12 protein-coding genes and 1 CRISPR repeat array are annotated in these 16879 nt (G+C 39.1%); of the genes, 3 read left to right on the top strand and 9 right to left on the bottom strand.

The window, feature by feature from the left end; translation table 11 throughout:
* Window positions 1–304 precede the first annotated feature (304 nt).
* Window positions 305–1666, bottom strand: a complete 1362-nt coding sequence (locus tag ACM03V_RS10155; RefSeq protein ID WP_414620654.1) for a sensor histidine kinase — start codon at window positions 1664–1666, stop codon at window positions 305–307.
* Window positions 1667–1905: 239 nt separating this feature from the next.
* On the opposite strand from ACM03V_RS10155, the gene ACM03V_RS10150 reads away from it, so the two are divergent.
* Together ACM03V_RS10150 and ACM03V_RS10145 are read left to right on the top strand one after the other, a co-directional pair.
* The gene (locus ACM03V_RS10150; protein ID WP_414620653.1) at window positions 1906–2367 is read left to right on the top strand and encodes a VOC family protein; all 462 of its coding nucleotides are present in this window, start codon (window positions 1906–1908) and stop codon (window positions 2365–2367) included.
* A gap of 131 nt (window positions 2368–2498) precedes the next feature.
* Window positions 2499–2774, top strand: a complete 276-nt coding sequence (locus ACM03V_RS10145) for a hypothetical protein (protein ID WP_414620652.1) — start codon at window positions 2499–2501, stop codon at window positions 2772–2774.
* Between the two features lie 105 nt (window positions 2775–2879).
* On the opposite strand, the gene ACM03V_RS10140 is transcribed toward ACM03V_RS10145, so the two are convergent.
* From ACM03V_RS10140 to ACM03V_RS10105, 8 genes are all read right to left on the bottom strand, one after another.
* Complete coding sequence (locus ACM03V_RS10140) at window positions 2880–3809, bottom strand: ABC transporter permease (protein WP_414620651.1); 930 nt, start codon at window positions 3807–3809, stop codon at window positions 2880–2882.
* A 394-nt stretch (window positions 3810–4203) separates the two neighbouring features.
* Complete coding sequence (locus ACM03V_RS10135; RefSeq protein ID WP_414620650.1) at window positions 4204–5217, bottom strand: ABC transporter permease; 1014 nt, start codon at window positions 5215–5217, stop codon at window positions 4204–4206.
* A 399-nt stretch (window positions 5218–5616) separates the two neighbouring features.
* A CRISPR array of direct repeats spans window positions 5617–6160; the repeat unit is 36 nt; unit sequence CTTTCCGATACCTTTGCCCCGAAAGGGGATGGAAAC.
* Window positions 6161–6377: 217 nt separating this feature from the next.
* On the bottom strand, window positions 6378–7028 hold the full coding sequence (locus ACM03V_RS10130) for a DUF4276 family protein (RefSeq protein WP_414620649.1): 651 nt from the start codon (window positions 7026–7028) through the stop codon (window positions 6378–6380).
* Window positions 7025–8113 carry an AAA family ATPase gene (locus ACM03V_RS10125; protein ID WP_414620648.1) on the bottom strand — a complete coding sequence of 363 codons (1089 nt, stop codon included), beginning with the start codon at window positions 8111–8113 and terminating at the stop codon, window positions 7025–7027. Before ACM03V_RS10125 ends, ACM03V_RS10130 begins: the two co-directional genes overlap by 4 nt.
* A gap of 182 nt (window positions 8114–8295) precedes the next feature.
* Window positions 8296–9792, bottom strand: coding sequence for an ABC transporter ATP-binding protein (locus ACM03V_RS10120; protein WP_414620647.1), 1497 nt, complete (start codon window positions 9790–9792; stop codon window positions 8296–8298).
* A 295-nt stretch (window positions 9793–10087) separates the two neighbouring features.
* A complete protein-coding gene (locus ACM03V_RS10115) occupies window positions 10088–11089 on the bottom strand; it encodes a BMP family protein (RefSeq protein ID WP_414620646.1) in 1002 nt (333 codons plus the stop codon).
* Between the two features lie 92 nt (window positions 11090–11181).
* Entirely contained in the window at window positions 11182–11946 is a 765-nt protein-coding gene (locus ACM03V_RS10110) for a class I SAM-dependent methyltransferase (protein WP_414620645.1), read from the bottom strand.
* A gap of 47 nt (window positions 11947–11993) precedes the next feature.
* Window positions 11994–13565, bottom strand: a complete 1572-nt coding sequence (locus ACM03V_RS10105; protein ID WP_414620644.1) for a metallophosphoesterase family protein — start codon at window positions 13563–13565, stop codon at window positions 11994–11996.
* A 321-nt stretch (window positions 13566–13886) separates the two neighbouring features.
* Between ACM03V_RS10105 and ACM03V_RS10100 the strand changes: the two genes are divergently transcribed.
* On the top strand, window positions 13887–16879 hold a 2993-nt coding region (locus ACM03V_RS10100; protein ID WP_414620643.1), incomplete at its 3' end, for a HEAT repeat domain-containing protein.

Genomic DNA, 16879 nt, shown 5'->3' with positions numbered 1-16879 from the left:
CTGACAGATGCAACGACTGTTTTTTTAATGAAATATGATTGGTTCTTCAGCACTTGGTATGCTAATTAAATAGTCGTAAAAAGGCAGAAGGCAGAAGGCAGAGGGCAGAAGGGAAAAATAGTTGTAGAAGGTATTTTATATGAATAAATACTTTAAAGTTCTTACATAACAAGTGTTTCGGGCTTTTTAACTGAAGATTTAGCATACTATGTAATGAAGAGCCATATGATTTAGATTAAGTACTTTTAATTATCTCAATCCCCAATTACCCATTACCCATTACCTATTACCTATTACCTAATTATCAAACCAAAGGTAAAAGAATTTCAAATTCAGTTCCTTTATCAAATTGCGAAGAAAAATTTAATTTACCACCATGTCTAGCTGTAATAATTCGATAACTTACAGCTAAACTTGTTTCTTTATCAGCCCTTTTTTCTACAGAAAAAGATTCTTGAATTTGCTGTTGAAATTCGGGTGACATTCCTGGCCCATTATCTGCAATGTGAATTGATACCCAGCGAGAATCGGGTAAGCCTGGTACGTTTGATGGTTGAGAAATAACTTGTGTAACTATTTCAATAGTAGGTTTATGCGAACTGTTGTCAGATGATTCTGTTTCAAACTGGTGTCGAACTGCATCATCAAGTAAAATATCCACTGCCCTACTTAATATATTCATAAATACTTGGTTTAACTGTCCGGCAAAACAATAGACAGGAGGAAGATGACCAAATTTTTTAATAATATTAATTTCTCCTTTCAAACGGCTGCCGATTAACAATATAGTACTTTCTAAATTAGCGTGTAAATCTACAGGTTTGGGATAAATTGCATCAATATGACAGAAATTTTGTAATCCAGTAACTAGTTTTTTTAATCTTTCTGCACCAGTCCGAATACTTGCAAGTGCTTGTGATAAATCAGATTCTAAAAAATCAAATTCAATATCTTGTTTTAAATACAGTACATCATCTGGAGTATTTGCTGTATTGTTATCGTAAATTTCTATTAACTTAATCAAATCTTTGCTGTAATTGGAAACGTGGGTTACATTACCCCAAATAAAGTTTACGGGATCTAAAATTTCGTGGGCTACACCATCAACTAAACGTCCCAGACTAGCCATTTTATCATTTTGAATAATTTGCGCTTGGCTGCGCTCGTACCTTACCTGAGTTTCGATTCCGCGAATTTGCCAAGAAGCAATATTTAACTCCTGCATATCCAACAACCTGTACTTATCTGATGTAGTTTTTACTACCACGGGTTCCGAGAAAAATTCTGGCGATCGCCTCAACGAAAACTGCATCGCATTCAAAATCGGTGTAGTATCTGCCAACTCTAAAATCGGCGTGCGACCATAGCTATACAATATACTTAGCGGTTGATGTAAAAATAAATCCTGTCCGAAAGGACGAATCAAAAATTCCAACAATTGCCTTCTCGAAAGCATTCCAGCATATCTACCCTCGTCGAACAAAATTGCTCCCGGCAACAAGGGATATTTTTCAAACACTTCAGCTACTTCTTTACCAGTAAAACTCATCTCTACCGAAAACTCATAGAGCGGTAATTCCAAAAGTTTCGACTCCAAACCGAGGTCGCTATCGTTACCCTCAATTAATAATGGTGATGAAACTCGCGAACTAAATTCCTGTTGCACTGCAAACCCTGTTCCTAAAATATGGATAATAAACTACCGTAATGCTAATTAAATAACATTCTCATCCGTTGTAACATTTTCAACTCTATCAGTCTCCGATCAATAAACAATTATCAATTAACAATCAACAATTGGTATTCGATAACGGATAATATGTTATGTACCCGCATCATCAGAACGTTGGTATAGCGTCTGCGGACGAGATGCGATAACTGATAATTGATAATTGATAACTGATTATGCTATCTAACACTCAGTCTTTAAATAAGGTTATAACAACCGGAAGCCTGCGTAGAGTGCATCATATTGCACTTAACGTCCAGGATATGCAGGCTTCTCGCCATTTTTATGGAGAAATCTTAGGTTTGCACGAACTTACGGGTGATGAAGTTCCAGAAACTTTAATTAATTTAGTTAAAGCGGGAAAAGTTGCGAACTTTAAAACTCCCGACAATACTATATTAGATTTATTTTGGGAGCCAGAATTATCACCACCAGATCCAAATCCCGAACGTGGTTTTACAAGAGCTAATCATCTGGCATTTGATATAGCTCCCGAATTATTTGATAATGCAGTCGAAGTACTCAAACAGCATCAAATAAAAATTGCTCAAGAACCCGTCACCCGTCCAACGGGAAGAGGAGTTTACTTCTACGATCCAGATGGGTTTATTGTTGAGATTCGCTGTAACCCGGAGTGAGGAGATGGGGGGATGGAGAGATGGGGGGATGGGGAGACAAGGGGACAAGGGGAAAATAATCCAAAATCTAAAATCCCATGTCCAATTCCCATTGATAATTGATAATTGATAATTGATAATTGCTCAAAAGAATGTCCCAAATATATCAAACTGTAGAAGAAGCATTTAAAAGGCCGATGGTTTCCTACGATCCATCAAGACAATCACTGAAAGCTTGGGTAATGTTTTGCTTGCGAGATAAAGGTTTCAAGGTAGTATACGCGCAAAATGCAGACTTTGCCATTGAAAGAAAAGGTGAAAAATTTTATTTCAAAGTATCTGAAACAGCCGAAAATTTAGACAAAGAATTCAACTGGGTAGTTTGGGATAGTAGCGCTAAAACTGCGATCGCTATTCCCGCTGAGTGAGAGGGGGAGATGGGGAGATGGTGAAGCCACTCTCGTGCGGAGGTTCCCTCCGTTGAGAGAAGTGGTGAACCCGAAGGGGGAGAATTTTAACCTTTAACCTTTAACCTATTTTTCTTGACTGTAGGGAATACCTAAAGCTGCGGGAGGTGGGGATTTTTTCATAAAACCAACTAGGGCTAACAATGCAACTGCATAAGGTAACATAATCAGAAATTGATAGGGTATATTCACCCCCAAAGCCTGAATTCGCAACTGTAAAGCTTCCGTCGCACCAAATAAAAGACTCGCTAATCCACTACCTATAGGATGCCATTTACCAAAAATTAAAGCGGCTATGGCAATAAATCCTTTTCCCGCAGTCATCCCTTCAGCAAAGTATTTTATCTGTACTAAACTCAAATAAGCTCCTCCTAAACTGGCAAGACAACCACTTGCGATTACTGCCAAATATCGAACCTTTACAACTGAAATTCCCGCAGTATCGGCAGCTTGGGGATATTCTCCGACGGCACGCAATGTTAAACCGGGGCTGGTATGAAAGAGAAAATATGTACTAAAAGTAATTAAAAATATTAATAAATAGACGAGAATATCTTGTTGAAATAAAAGCTCGCCAATAAAAGGTATATTCGCAAATCCAGGAATCCTAATTGCTTTAATTCCCGCTAACTTTTGCACGCTACCATTATTAAACACCAACCGCGCCGAAAATGAGGTTAATCCAGACGCTACCAAATTAATCGCTAATCCAGACACTAATTGATTAACCCGCAAACTCACGCACAAAAAAGCATGAAGCAATCCCACCATACCCCCAGCAATAACAGCAGCCAATACTCCCAGCCAAGGATTACCACTGTAAAAAGTAGCGGCAGCACTAGTAAAAGCGCCAGTTAATAACATTCCTTCCAAAGCAATATTTAATACTCCCCCGCGTTCTGAATACATTCCACCCAAAGCCGCAAAGGCAATGGGAACGGCTAAACGGATGCTTGCTGCTAGATAATCGGTGAAGAAATAATAATTATTAGTCATTAGATTTTGGATTTTAGATTTTGGATTTTAGATTTTAGATTTTAGATTTTAGATTTTAGATTAGACATCGCAGGAATTGAAAATACCCCTCTCCAAACCTCTCCCCCACTGGGAGAGAGGCTTAAAAAAACCCCATTCCCATGTCCTTGGGACACGGCTGCGCGAACATAGGGAAGGGGGGTAGGGGGACTCGCGGTTTGCGTGTAATTTTAAACCATAGAAATGTTTTCCGGAGATGTCTATTGGGGATTGGGAATTGGGGATTGGGTTTTTTTCGTTTAGAAAATAGCAAGAGAGCAAGATGCTCCCACTACGAATACTTTGATGATTCCTATCTTCCCATTACCCATTACCCATTACCTATTACCCACTACCAATTACCCATCCCCCACTATCATTTTTTCGATTCCAAAGCCAAACCGATTGCAATAAACAACACCGTTAATCCCTGAATTGCAAATACTACCGTCACCGGAACACCTGCGCTACGCTGCATTACATTCGCACCACTCCGCAATGCTGCAAAAAATAAAGAAGCTAATACCACACCCAAAACGCTACCACGACTGAGAAAGGCGATCGCGATCGCGTCAAATCCATAACCGGGTGAAACTTCTTCAAATAACCGATATTTCAACCCTATCACTTCACAACTACCAGCTAATCCAGCCAATCCACCCGCTAAAATCATTACTAGCATTATGGTTCGTTTTACGGAAATTCCAGCATAGTTAGAAGCAATCGGGTTAAATCCCACTGTTGTAATTTGATAACCCAAAGGAGTTCGCTGCAATAATATCCATAAAATTACAGCTGCTAACAAAGCTAGAAAAATTCCTCCACTTGCCAAACCTCCAGGTAACATTGGCAATTGAGCAGATTTGGCAATCAATGGTGAATAAGGGCTGGGTGCATTTTCTGCTTTGAGGGGATTCTGCACCAAATAACTAATTAAATTTACCGCAATATAATTGAGCAGCAACGTGGTAATCACTTCATTTACACCCTTGATTGCTTTTAAATAACCGGGAATCCAACCCCAAACCGCACCAAATAAAAATCCAACGAATAAACCCAAAGGAATATGAATAAATGCTGGTACTTGCACGTACAATCCGACTAAAGTACTTCCCAAAGCACCTAGATAAATTTGTCCTTCCCCGCCGATGTTAAATTGTCCGGCTTTTAAGGCTATCAATACTCCTAAACTGGTAAATAATAAAGGAGTCATTCTAGTTAAAGTATTGCCAAAACCATAATAGTCAAATAGCGACTCTTGAAAAAGCGCTGTATATGCTGCGATGGGATTTGCACCAGCGAGGATAATTAGAATTGCACCTACTATTAAAGCCGATGCAATGGCAATTATCGGTGAGAGGATTGGTAATTGGGATTTAATACGGTTCATTAATTGGGAATTTAGAGTTACTGAATCCGAGTTTAAATTTATCTTATATTGTTAGGTTGTTGATTCATAAGTCGATTGCGGGCGATCGCGCTAATTGAAATAGTTTAAACTTATGTATCAACAATAAAATTTTTATAATGTAAACTTTTTGATTTATTGCTTGATAAATATCAGTAGTTAATGTATCTTACTTGAGTTAGTTAGAAGTCGAACTAAATCGACACACTAGCTCAGAACGTTGAAAACCCTATGATTTCGTTGGAGTGTGTCGATTGCTTACCCAGTAAGGGTTTCAGGCGACAAAAATGACCATTTTCTCGAAAAAACTTTCCATTTTTTCGGAGTGTGTCGATTGGGGTATCTCAAATCCCCTCTGTGTAAGGGTTCCAGAAGTGAACTCTTTCCGATACCTTTGCCCCGAAAGGGGATGGAAACACCAAATTTCTGCAAATTTTCACTTCTTCAAGTCTTTCCGATACCTTTGCCCCGAAAGGGGATGGAAACGATTTGCAATCTGTGTTGAAACTTCAGTGCGCTGTTCTTTCCGATACCTTTGCCCCGAAAGGGGATGGAAACTTTCGCTATAGCTAATATTAGGATATAGTTCACGAAACCTTTCCGATACCTTTGCCCCGAAAGGGGATGGAAACGTTACAGCTTGAAATTTCATTGTGATTTTACAAGCTTTCTTTCCGATACCTTTGCCCCGAAAGGGGATGGAAACTTTTGCGCCTCTTGTTTGGTTTGACCCAATGTTCCTTTCCGATACCTTTGCCCCGAAAGGGGATGGAAACTCTTAGTTGCGGCGGGAGCAACGAAAACATTTTGCTTTCCGATACCTTTGCCCCGAAAGGGGATGGAAACGAGTCCTCCTGCTTTAGGGCAGGATCTTTCGTAAGGCGAAAAACTTTCCGATACCTTTGCCCCGAAAGGGGATGGAAACATCATACGGGAAAGGTTTAAATTACATCTTGCAGTAATCTCGCTAAACGAAAATCTCGCCTTGAAATCAATTTCAAGGCTTATAAACAAAGTACGTTAAAACGCACTAAAAGACTTACTCAGTCGTCAAAAGAGCGACTTTGTATGTGAGCCTGGGAATTTATTCCAAGGCGATATTGTGAATGTCACATACCTTACAACTTTGTAAATTATCTTGCTCAAATTGTCACAATACTTTCAATCCGCAACAACCATTTATTAAAATGCTGACATTCCAGACGGATTTTATCTAACCCAATATCAATAGCAAGTAAGGAACCATGCAGTGGTTTATCGTATCCCTGACAAGAATTACGAATCCTTTTTGATGGTGCTGTTAAGGGACTATCATTAATATGTTCGGGTGAAGAAAAAGCATTACGTTCGGCTTGCAAAATACTTACAGCAGTTTCATCGAACCACTCAGCAAAAGCTTGTGGATTGCTGTATAACAAACCTTCAAATTCATGAACTATTAAATTTGGGATAAAATTTTTGTGCCCGATATCTTTACCAATTTCCCTTTCTAAAAATTCTGCTTTCTGTAAAGGCTCGTTGATTTTTGCTAGCGAACTGCTTCCTGGAAAGTCATTAGGTAAAGCGTACATATCAAACATTGTGGTGACAAATGCTTTTGCATCTTCCAGACATTTACGATTAACTTGCGGTTTTATTTTTGCGTAGCTGACTACACCACCTTTTGCAGCTTTACTTGTTTTTACCAAAATTGGATTGAGGTAGATATTTTGATTGATAAAATATTCGTAGAGCAGTTCTCTGACAAAAGTTTCTTCGGTTTGTCCTTCAACAAAAACGTGAACTCGAATCATTTTGTAGGTCTACCTCCGATCAGGTTTTTCTTCCAAAGTTCTCCTAAGCTATAATCTTCGAGCCATGTTTCTAACTCCTGCTCTTTCAACCTACGAAGTGAAGAACAACCTTTATTACGGTCAACAACTATTACATCTGAAGCGTTAAATTCGTTAAGTAATTCGACTGACTGAGTAGAAACAATTACCTGTTTAGAAACAGTCCGTATTAATGAAGCCAAAACCGTAATAGCATAGGGATGAAGACCAAGTTCTGGCTCATCAACTAATATTGTCTCCGGTTGAAAATCTTCTGGTTGTAAAAAAACTGTTGTCAGACAGATAAAACGTAGCGTACCGTCGGAAAGCAAATGTGCTTTGAAGGGAATATCATGTCCCTGCTCAAACCATTCGAGTTCAATAAAATCGTTATTTTGTGGTGATGGACGTAGGTAAAAGTCTCCAAAAAACGGTGCAACAAGCCGAACAGTTTTAACTATTTTCTGATAGGATGACGGGTAATTCTCGCGCAATAGATAAAGAAAAGCTGCAAGATTTCGCGCATCAGGACGCAGGTAATTATTATCATTAATACCGTGACGCTGTTTTACATAAGCACTATCGCTAGTGTCATGAAAATGATAAACCCTCCATCCCTGCATAGCAGACAAAATATTTGCATGAATTCTTGTCCCAGTAAGAGAAAAAGCCTTTGTCTCAAAATGACCTTTTCCTAGTTCATATTCACCTTTTAGATTCCACCAAAAAGACTCTTTGATAAACATCAAACGATTATCTTGAGTTGCTGCTAACGCTGCGAAATAGCCGTTATTACCAAAATATAGCCGAAACTCTAACTGTTCCGTTGTTTTCCGTCCGAAGTGTAATAGTGAATCGGGACTACCTTGACGACTGACAAAAACTTGTAGATTCTCCTCAAGTAGCTGCTGCATCATGCGAAAAAAACCGATAAAATTGGATTTTCCCGCTCCATTAGCACCAATTAAAACATTTATCTTATTGAGTTCAATATCGCATTCGACAATAGATTTGAAACCTTTTAAAACTATTCTCGACAGTTGTTTTTCGTTAATAGTCCCCGTCATTGAACAGTCTCCTAATATGCCAGCTTGCTATCTGGGGTTTCGTTTCGACGTTTACCATTCTCATAATAGTACTTTCACATCTTTATTTTTGATTATATGGAGTTTTAAACGCAAAGGAGCGCCGAGGAAAGCGCAAAGGAACACAGAGGAGAGGTATTTGAAAACTCCACAAACCTTTGCGTTTACCTTTGTGTCCCTCTGCGTTTAAAAAATATATCTCCCCCTCCTCCTCCCATCAATAAACCAACTTCTTCCACTGTCGCTGTCTTCGCATCTAATACACCAACAAACTCACCCCCATACATCACCGCAACGCGATCGCTAATTGCCATCACCTCTTCTAACTCAGTAGAAATGTATACAATGGCGGCTCCCCGCTCTTTTTCTTTTAATAACCGTTGCTGTACAGTTTCGGTGGCTCCTACATCTAAGCCTCGTGTTGGCTGCATGGCTACAATCAATATAGGGTTTCCCGCTAATTCCCTTGCTAAAACTACCTTTTGTTGATTTCCCCCTGATAGCTCCCAGACTTTTACATCAACCCCCGATGCTCGAATATCAAATTCTTCGATTGCAGAAATTGCCCGATTTTTAATTATTTGTGGTTGTAATAAAAAATTACGACATAATGGTAATTTTCTAAAAGCTTTTAAAATCAAGTTTTGAGCAATACTATATTGCAATATCAAACCCATTTTTTGCCTGTCTTCGGGGATGTAACCTGTATTTGAATTTTGGGTAAATTTAATTTCTCCTGCTTTGATATTTCGGACTTTTGCTAAAGCATCGGCTAATTCTCGCTGTCCATTTCCATCTACTCCAGCAATACCTAAAATTTCTCTTTCTCTGAGTTCAAAAGATATATTATTTACAGCATTTACACCTCTATCGTCTGCTACTTGTAAATTATTTACCGATAAAACTACTTTTCCAGGTGTTACGGGGGATTTATTTAATTGAAAATCAAATTCTCTTCCCACCATTAATGCTGCTAATTCTGAAGCAGTAGTTTCTGAAATATTTTTATTTGCGATTACTTTACCTCGTCGTAATACCGTTACGGTATCGCAAAGGTTCATCACTTCTTCTAATTTATGGCTAATAAAAATAATCGTATTACCAGTATCTGCAACTTGACGGAGGATTTTAATTAAAGATTGAACTTCAGAAGGTGTTAAAACAGCAGTTGGTTCATCGAGAATCAACAATTTAGCTTGACGGTAAAGAACTTTGAGAATTTCTACTCGTTGCTGGGTTCCTACAGGTAAATCTCCAACTTTTGTTTCGGGGTTAATTTCTAAGTTATAGGAGTTGGATAAAGTGGCTATTTTCTGTTGTTTTTGTTTAAGATTTAATGACCAATTTCTATCAATTCCGAGAATAATATTTTCTGTGACGCTTAACTGCGGTACTAGCATAAAATGCTGATGAATCATGCCAATACCGAGTTTAATTGCTGTACTTGGTGATGTAATCTTTACTGGTTTATTCTGTAAATAAATTTGTCCGCGATCGGGTTGATAAAAACCGCTAATTATATTCATTAAAGTGGTCTTACCAGCACCATTTTCTCCTAAAATAGCGTGAATTTTTCCAGATTCTATCTCAAAGCTGATATTATGGTTAGCGACGAAGGCACCAAAAGATTTTGTGATATTTTCTAAACGTAAAAATGACATTTTTTTATTTAATAATCCAAAATCATTTTAACCTCACTTTACCTCCAGCTTCCCTCTCCTTAGTAAGCCTAACTTGTACAAATATCTCGGAAGATCCCCCTAAATCCCCCTTTGGAAGGGGGACTTTAACTCCTATTCCCCCCTTTTTAAGGGGGGCTAGGGGGGATCAAAACGTTAGCAACTTTACTTTAGAAGACTTCTGTGTACACCGTAGCCTTAGTAAGCAGAGGGATTAAGGGTGAGGTTGAAGCTATATTAATGATGGTGCGTTGCCTCCCCTACATATTTTTATTAACTAAATTTTGATTTTATTATCTATTATTCCCTGCTTTGCATCCATTGCCTTTTTCTGAACATCTTCCGGCACCATATCACCAAATTTTCCTAAGCTGAGAATATCGGATTTTTCTAAACCAATTTTATAAATCTCACCTTTCAATTGTTTACTTTTAGCCAACTCTGCTATATAAGCTATTGCTAAATCCATCCTTTTAACAGCACTAGTTAAAACTGCTTTCGGTGCTATTTCTAATTGATCGTTTGTATTTCCAAAAGCATAAACACCTTTTTCGGCGGCAGTTTGTAATACTCCTGGTGATGCGCTATCCAACCATTGATAAACTACATCAGCACCAGTAGAAATCAAAGCTAATGTAGCTTCTTTTGCCTTAGCTACATCATTCCAATCTCCCGTAAAAGTAGAGGAAACTTTGATTTGAGGATTGACTGACTTTGCACCTAATTCCAAACCGCGTAATTCTTCCTCAGTCGCGGCAAATTTTTGTCCGGCAATATAAGCTAGTTGATTTGATTTTGTCATGGAAGCTGCAACAATTCCACATAAATAACTAGCTTGTTGGTGATTTATACGTAAAGCTGCAATATTTTCTCCTTGAACTGCACCATTTACACCAACAAAAAATGTGTTGGGAAACTGAGGAGCTACTTGTTGAATTGCTGCATCAAATTGTCCTCCGTGGGCAAATACGAGATTATAATTCTTACGAGCAAAATCTGTTAAAATCTCTGTTTGGTCAGCTTGAGAAACTTTTTCTACAAAAGCAGTTTCTACACCTAATTTTTGCTTGGCTAATTGTACACCTTCATAACCAGATTGATTCCAGGCTCGATCGGTAATTCCTCCCGGAAGAACAATGGCAACTTTTGAAATTTCCGCACCATCTGTAGCCGTGGTTGTCGAACTTTGGTTATTACTGCAAGCTTTCAGTAGTAAGCTAGTACCAAAAACTGCGGAACTGTACCAAATAAATTGACGGCGACTGAAATTAATTGACATAAAAATAAAAAATGCGATCTGTTAAACGTGCGTTTGGTGCATCGTAGAAACCCCGCCAGCTTTTTCTCCTCCCCCCTATCCACAACTAACAACTAAACACTAACTTCTTTCTCAAATATCATCAAATGCTGTTGGGGAAGCAATTCTTTAGTTTCTTTCCAAGTTAATCCTACAGCTTTCATTTCTTTTTTAACTTGCTTTTGAGTCATTTTATGCAAGCGTTTGATGGCAATAAAAGGATTTTCACCGCGATATTCAACCAGCACTGCTTTCCCACCTGGTTTGAGCGATTTTACAACCCCTTCCATAACTTCTTTGGGATATTCAAACTCGTGATAAGCATCTACCATTAATGCTAGATCGACGCTTTCGGGTGCTAAATTCGGATTAGTAACTGTTGCTAAAACAGGTTCTACATTATTAATTTTGGTTTTCTTTTTATAAAAATCGATAATATCCAACATTTCCGGTTGAATATCAACAGCAAATACCTTTCCATCCGACACTTTAGGAGCGATGCGAAAACTCATATAGCCCGTACCAGCACCGATATCCGCGACAACATCGGTATCTTTGAGATCGAGAGCTTGAACTATTTTACTCGGTTGTTCTTGGGTTTCACGGGTAGGTCTTTCCAACCACATCGCACCTTGATGTCCCATAACTTGAGAAATTTCTCTACCCATATAAACTTTACCAATACCATCCGAACTAGCAGAGGATTTTTGTTGGTAATCAGTTGATGTATTGGCAATTGCTGTATTAACAGGATAAAACAGCAACCCAATTACTATCAGTAAGATAATTCCAGTAGAACGTAAAAAAGTTAAAAAATCTAGTCTATTACTATGGTTCATTTTAATCAATTATCAATTACCAATTACCAACTCATCACTGTTTACTGTTAACCGATCGCAAAGGGTTCCACTTCAGGATAATTCCATTGGTGTCCAAAACGTTCGGCGACAAATGGTTTGACAACAAACTTAACAGGATTGCCTGGTTTGACATCAATTCGTATTCCGGAATAGGGGGAGCGTTCTAATGATGCGTAACCTTTGCGACCAATAAAGAGTAAAGACTCAGCAACTTTACGGTTAGGGCTACCGGGAAGATAATCAAAAGTTTCCATTAATTCCGATCCCATATCTCGCTGACGACGGGGATAATGCCCGCTTCCGCCGCTGACGATACAGTTGATGTGCGAGTCTGCGTGTCCGGTATCGGTGGTGACAAGATGTTCTAAACAGTGAGCGTGTCCGTTTAGGATTAAGTCAACAATTGGACGTTTCTGATTCAAGCTACCGATAGTTTGAGCAACTTGATCAAATACCCACCGCAGACGACGACGCACGGCTAATGTTTGCGCTTGATTCCACTTATTCGCCTCTGTAACGTAGGGTGGATGGTGAAAGAAAACGATGCGAGCGCGAACTTCTGAATTATTCCAAGATTCAATCAGCCTTTGCTTAAACCATTCAAGTTGTTCAAAATCAACTTGTGGATGATGTGATGCTAGCTGTTTTTCGATGTCAACTTTGATTTCGTTGATTTGGCTTAATATTGCTTCGAGCGTATCGCCTTTTTCGGCATCTTCGGGATTATCCAGGTTTAATTTATCGTATTCCTCTAGAATCTGCTGTTCTTCAATATCTATTTCATCGCGACGCTGAGTTAAAGCTTTTCTGCGAATATCTCCTTGTGGTGTTTCCGGTATCGGTGAAGGGTCGTTAATAGTATTTGAATCAAGAGCAAAAAAGTCAATACCGCCGTAACGAAACGTATAATAGCGGTTTGGTAAACGAGTAAAATGTCCCGGCTCGTAGCGCAAACAGCGTCCGTTGTCGGTTTTTGCGATGTAATGCTCGTCTAAATGAGACTCTAATTCTTGCTCTTGATTGAATCGTGCTAAATAATCAAGAAATGCCTTTGCATAAGCATCACCTTGTTCGGAACCATGCCAGCCAATTTCAAAATCTTTGTAGCGAAATAAACGGCGTAACCCGATCGTGGGGCCTGTAATTGCCCGATATCGCAAAGGTACATCATAATAATCGTGATTCCCCAAAGTTGTCAGAATCGGAGTATCAAACACCATGTTGTCATAAGCAATATTTTGGGGATTTTCACCACCTTTCAAAAACTCGCGATAGGGTTCGATAAAATTTGCTGGATAATATTCGCGAGAGCCTACAGTATAAATGACATCGCCAGTGTGCAAAACAAAATTACACTCGTGACGATGCTGAAGCATCAACTTAGCAATTTCTCGCTGGGGATGATATCCATATTGACAAGTTGTGCCACTGTCACCGATAACCATAAAAGAAAATTCTTCACTATCTTCTTTACCGTCATCGATAACCATACTGGTTTGATCGATTCCCCGTTGCAAAATACTTTGATGCTGCCATCGTACCCGCTGCTTCATTTTCTCGATTTTTACGGGAATTGCTGGCTCCAATATCAAATCCATCGCTGATTACTCCGGGTAACGAACGCATTTTGATTGTAACCAATTGTTACGTTCTGGGGAAGATGTAATTAATAAACCTGCTGCTACAAGAAGATTAATGTAGAGACGTAGCACTGCTACGTCTCTACACATTCAGCAACGCCCGGTTTTAAGCCCTAATCAATTAAGACTTTGCCGTCACGGTACGATAAATCAATACAGCATTTTTAACATCATTAGCTAACACCATCTTTTTGTAGAGTGCATAAGTTTTAGAAAATCGCACCTACCTATTAATAAGAATAAACAAACAATTATACTAACTGGGTAATGTAGATTGCGATGAATAACAGAAAGAAGAAAATATTAATTTTGCTATCCAATCCCAGAGGAACTTCTAATATTGATGTTTTACCTGAAGTTAGGAATATAAAAGAAGCTTTAAGGAGAGCGAAGCATCGAGAACGCTTGGAGATAATATGGGAGTCAGCAGTTAAACGAGAAGATTTAAGGCGGCACATTTTAGATGTTAAGCCACAGATTATTCATTTTTGTGGACACGGCACCACCGAAGGATTAATACTTGAAGATGACAGGGGACAGCCAAAGCCGGTTAGTAATGAGTTTTTGGTAGATTTATTGCGAATTTATCACAACCGCATAGAGTGCGTGTTGTTCAATGCTTGTGATTCTCAACCTTTAGCTAAGGAAATTTCCAAGCATCTTAACTACGCAATCGGGATGAGTCAGCCAGTCAAAGATCAAGCCGCAATTACCTTTTCTCAAGCTTTTTATGATGGGTTGGGTGCGGGAGAATCCATTGAACAAGCGTTTGAGTTAGGTCAAAATGCTGTTCTAGGACAAACTTCATGGGATAATGCACGCAGCCGTGAGTTTGTACCTGTTTATGATGATGATAATCCCCGCAAACGGGAGCATTTAATACCAGTTCTCTTTACAAATCCCCATCCCCAAGAAATTAAGCCGTTATGGTTGAATCCACAAGAGGAGCGTCAAGCTGTTCGAGAACTTTTGCACGAAATTGAAAACGGTAACAACAAAATTCGCCTGTTTCACGCTGATCAGCCGATTATTCTTAAAGACCAATATATTCCAATTCAAGTGACTTTAGAACGTCGCTATCAACATACGGTGGAAACAACTTGGAGCTATGGAGAATCGGAACAGGAACTAAAACGAATATATGCTCTCAAAGGTATCGGTGAGTCAGAAATTCAGCGTCAGCAGGAAGATTGGGAGAAAGCCAAACAAAATCAGTCGCGCATTGTGGTACTCGCCGATCCTGGTATGGGTAAGTCAACTTTGTTACGAACTGAATCATGTACAATTGTCGAAAAATCTTACCAGGTTTTAGACAATCAACAACCAGTAGAAAACATAGTCATTCCTTTGTTGATTCGATTGTCTACTTTGGCTGAGAAAATTACAGAAATGTCACCAGTAGAAGCAATTCTTAATATTGTTCGGGAAAGACATTCAAATATATTAAGACATCATCAAAATACTAATATTGTCGATTTTCTGAATGATTTCTTAAAACAACAGTTACTTACTGGAAAATGTTTGCTGTTGCTTGATGCTCTCGATGAAGTTCCCCAGCAAAAACGTTTTCAGCTTTTAGAGAAACTGAATAATTTTGTTAGAGCTTATCCAAATTGTCAGATAATCGCTACCTCTCGGATTGTCGGCTATGGTGGTAAATTGGTTGATGATGCCAAGGAAATGGAAATCGTTCCTTTTAACCAAGAAAAAACCGAACAATATATTGAAACTTGGTTTAATAATGCTCGGGAATACCTCCAAGATACTTCCGTGACAGCAGAGGGACTAATTCAAGCTTTACGCGAGCGTCCCCAAATTGGCGGATTGGCTCAAAATCCCTTGCTATTATCGTTGATTTGCAGTTTATATCAACAAGATAAACTGAAACTCCCAGCTAGAAGGGGGGAAATTTACCAACAGTCGGTAAAATATATGCTGGCTAAATGGAGTCATGACAATTCACGCAAAAGTGCAGATGAAGTAACGGTGGAATCTAAAACTGAACTGCTCGAAAAATTGGCTTATGAATTTAGTCGCAAAGGAAAAGAAGTTTTTACATTGCGGGAACTGCGTCGTGTAATCAAAGATGATTTAGGCAACAATGATAATGAAACCAATCAATTGATTAATCAACTCTCCGAGCAAGATGGAATTTTGCAAAAGTTGAATTCAGATGACAATGAGCAATACTTATTTTTACATCGCACTTTTCAAGAATATTTTACCGCTTCCTATCTGAATCACAAAATTGAGGAATCAAGGGATTATGGCATTAACTTAGTAAAGCAAAATTTGTGGAATTATGATTGGCACGAAACAATAACTTTGCTGGCGGGTTTGATGAAGAAGCCGATAACGTTAATTGAGGCGATCGCCAATGAGGCAGATGATATTTTTCAAACCCAGTTGCTTTTAGCAGGTAGGTGTATTGCTGAATGTCCGAAAATTTCCTACCTGCTAATAGACAAGACAATCGAGCGCATCTACCAATTTTGGCTGATTTATCCCCAACTTGATTTTACTCGCTCGGTAGTTGTAGCGATTGGACAAACCCATGCAAAATTAGTTGAGAAGCTAATCAAAGCCCTACAGGATGAGGACTCCGATGTTAGATGGTATGCAGCCTCGGCATTGGGAAAAATTGGGGATAAAGACGCAGTTCAGCCTTTAATCAAAGCCCTAAAGGATGAGGACTTCCTTGTTAGAATGTATGCAGCAGAGGCATTGGGAAAAATTGAGGATAAAGCCGCAATTAAGCCTTTAATCAATGCCCTACAGCATGACGACTCCGTTGTTAGAATTAGAAGAAGAGGTGAAGCCTCTGTTAGAAGCAATGCAGCCGAGGCATTGGGAAATATTGGGGATAAAGCCGCAGTTGAGCCTTTAATCAATGCCCTACAGCATGACGACTCCGTTGTTAGAAGCAATGCAGCCGAGGCATTGGGAAAAATTGGGGATAAAGCCGCATTTGAGCCTTTAATCAAAGCCCTACACGATGAGGACTCCGGTGTTAGATGTAGTGCAGCCGAGGCATTGACAAAAATTGGGGATAAAGCCGCATTTGAGCCTTTGATCAAAGCCCTACACGATGAGGACTCCGGTGTTAGACGCAATGCAGCCGAGGCATTGAGAAATATTGGGGATAAAGCCGCATTTGAGCCTTTAATCAAAGCCCTACACGATGAGGACTCCGGTGTTAGATGTAGTGCAGCCGAGGCATTGACAAAAATTGGGGATAAAGCCGCATTTGAGCCTTTGATCAAAGCCCTACA

Source organism: Calothrix sp. CCY 0018 (genome assembly GCF_963920925.1).
GTDB lineage: Bacteria > Cyanobacteriota > Cyanobacteriia > Cyanobacteriales > Nostocaceae > Rivularia.
The sequence above is the reverse complement of the archived record's forward strand: the minus strand, read 5'-3'. Positions and strand labels throughout refer to the sequence as shown.

Bases quoted from the DNA above. Each gene is read 5' to 3' on its own strand.
- ACM03V_RS10135 (WP_414620650.1), bottom strand. From the start codon at position 5,217: ATGAACCGTATTAAATCCCAATTACCAATCCTCTCACCGATAATTGCC.
- ACM03V_RS10145 (WP_414620652.1), top strand. From the start codon at position 2,499: ATGTCCCAAATATATCAAACTGTAGAAGAAGCATTTAAAAGGCCGATG.
- ACM03V_RS10105 (WP_414620644.1), bottom strand. From the start codon at position 13,565: ATGGATTTGATATTGGAGCCAGCAATTCCCGTAAAAATCGAGAAAATG.
- ACM03V_RS10115 (WP_414620646.1), bottom strand. From the start codon at position 11,089: ATGTCAATTAATTTCAGTCGCCGTCAATTTATTTGGTACAGTTCCGCA.
- ACM03V_RS10125 (WP_414620648.1), bottom strand. From the start codon at position 8,113: ATGACGGGGACTATTAACGAAAAACAACTGTCGAGAATAGTTTTAAAA.
- ACM03V_RS10110 (WP_414620645.1), bottom strand. From the start codon at position 11,946: ATGAACCATAGTAATAGACTAGATTTTTTAACTTTTTTACGTTCTACT.
- ACM03V_RS10120 (WP_414620647.1), bottom strand. From the start codon at position 9,792: ATGTCATTTTTACGTTTAGAAAATATCACAAAATCTTTTGGTGCCTTC.
- ACM03V_RS10130 (WP_414620649.1), bottom strand. From the start codon at position 7,028: ATGATTCGAGTTCACGTTTTTGTTGAAGGACAAACCGAAGAAACTTTT.
- ACM03V_RS10150 (WP_414620653.1), top strand. From the start codon at position 1,906: ATGCTATCTAACACTCAGTCTTTAAATAAGGTTATAACAACCGGAAGC.
- ACM03V_RS10140 (WP_414620651.1), bottom strand. From the start codon at position 3,809: ATGACTAATAATTATTATTTCTTCACCGATTATCTAGCAGCAAGCATC.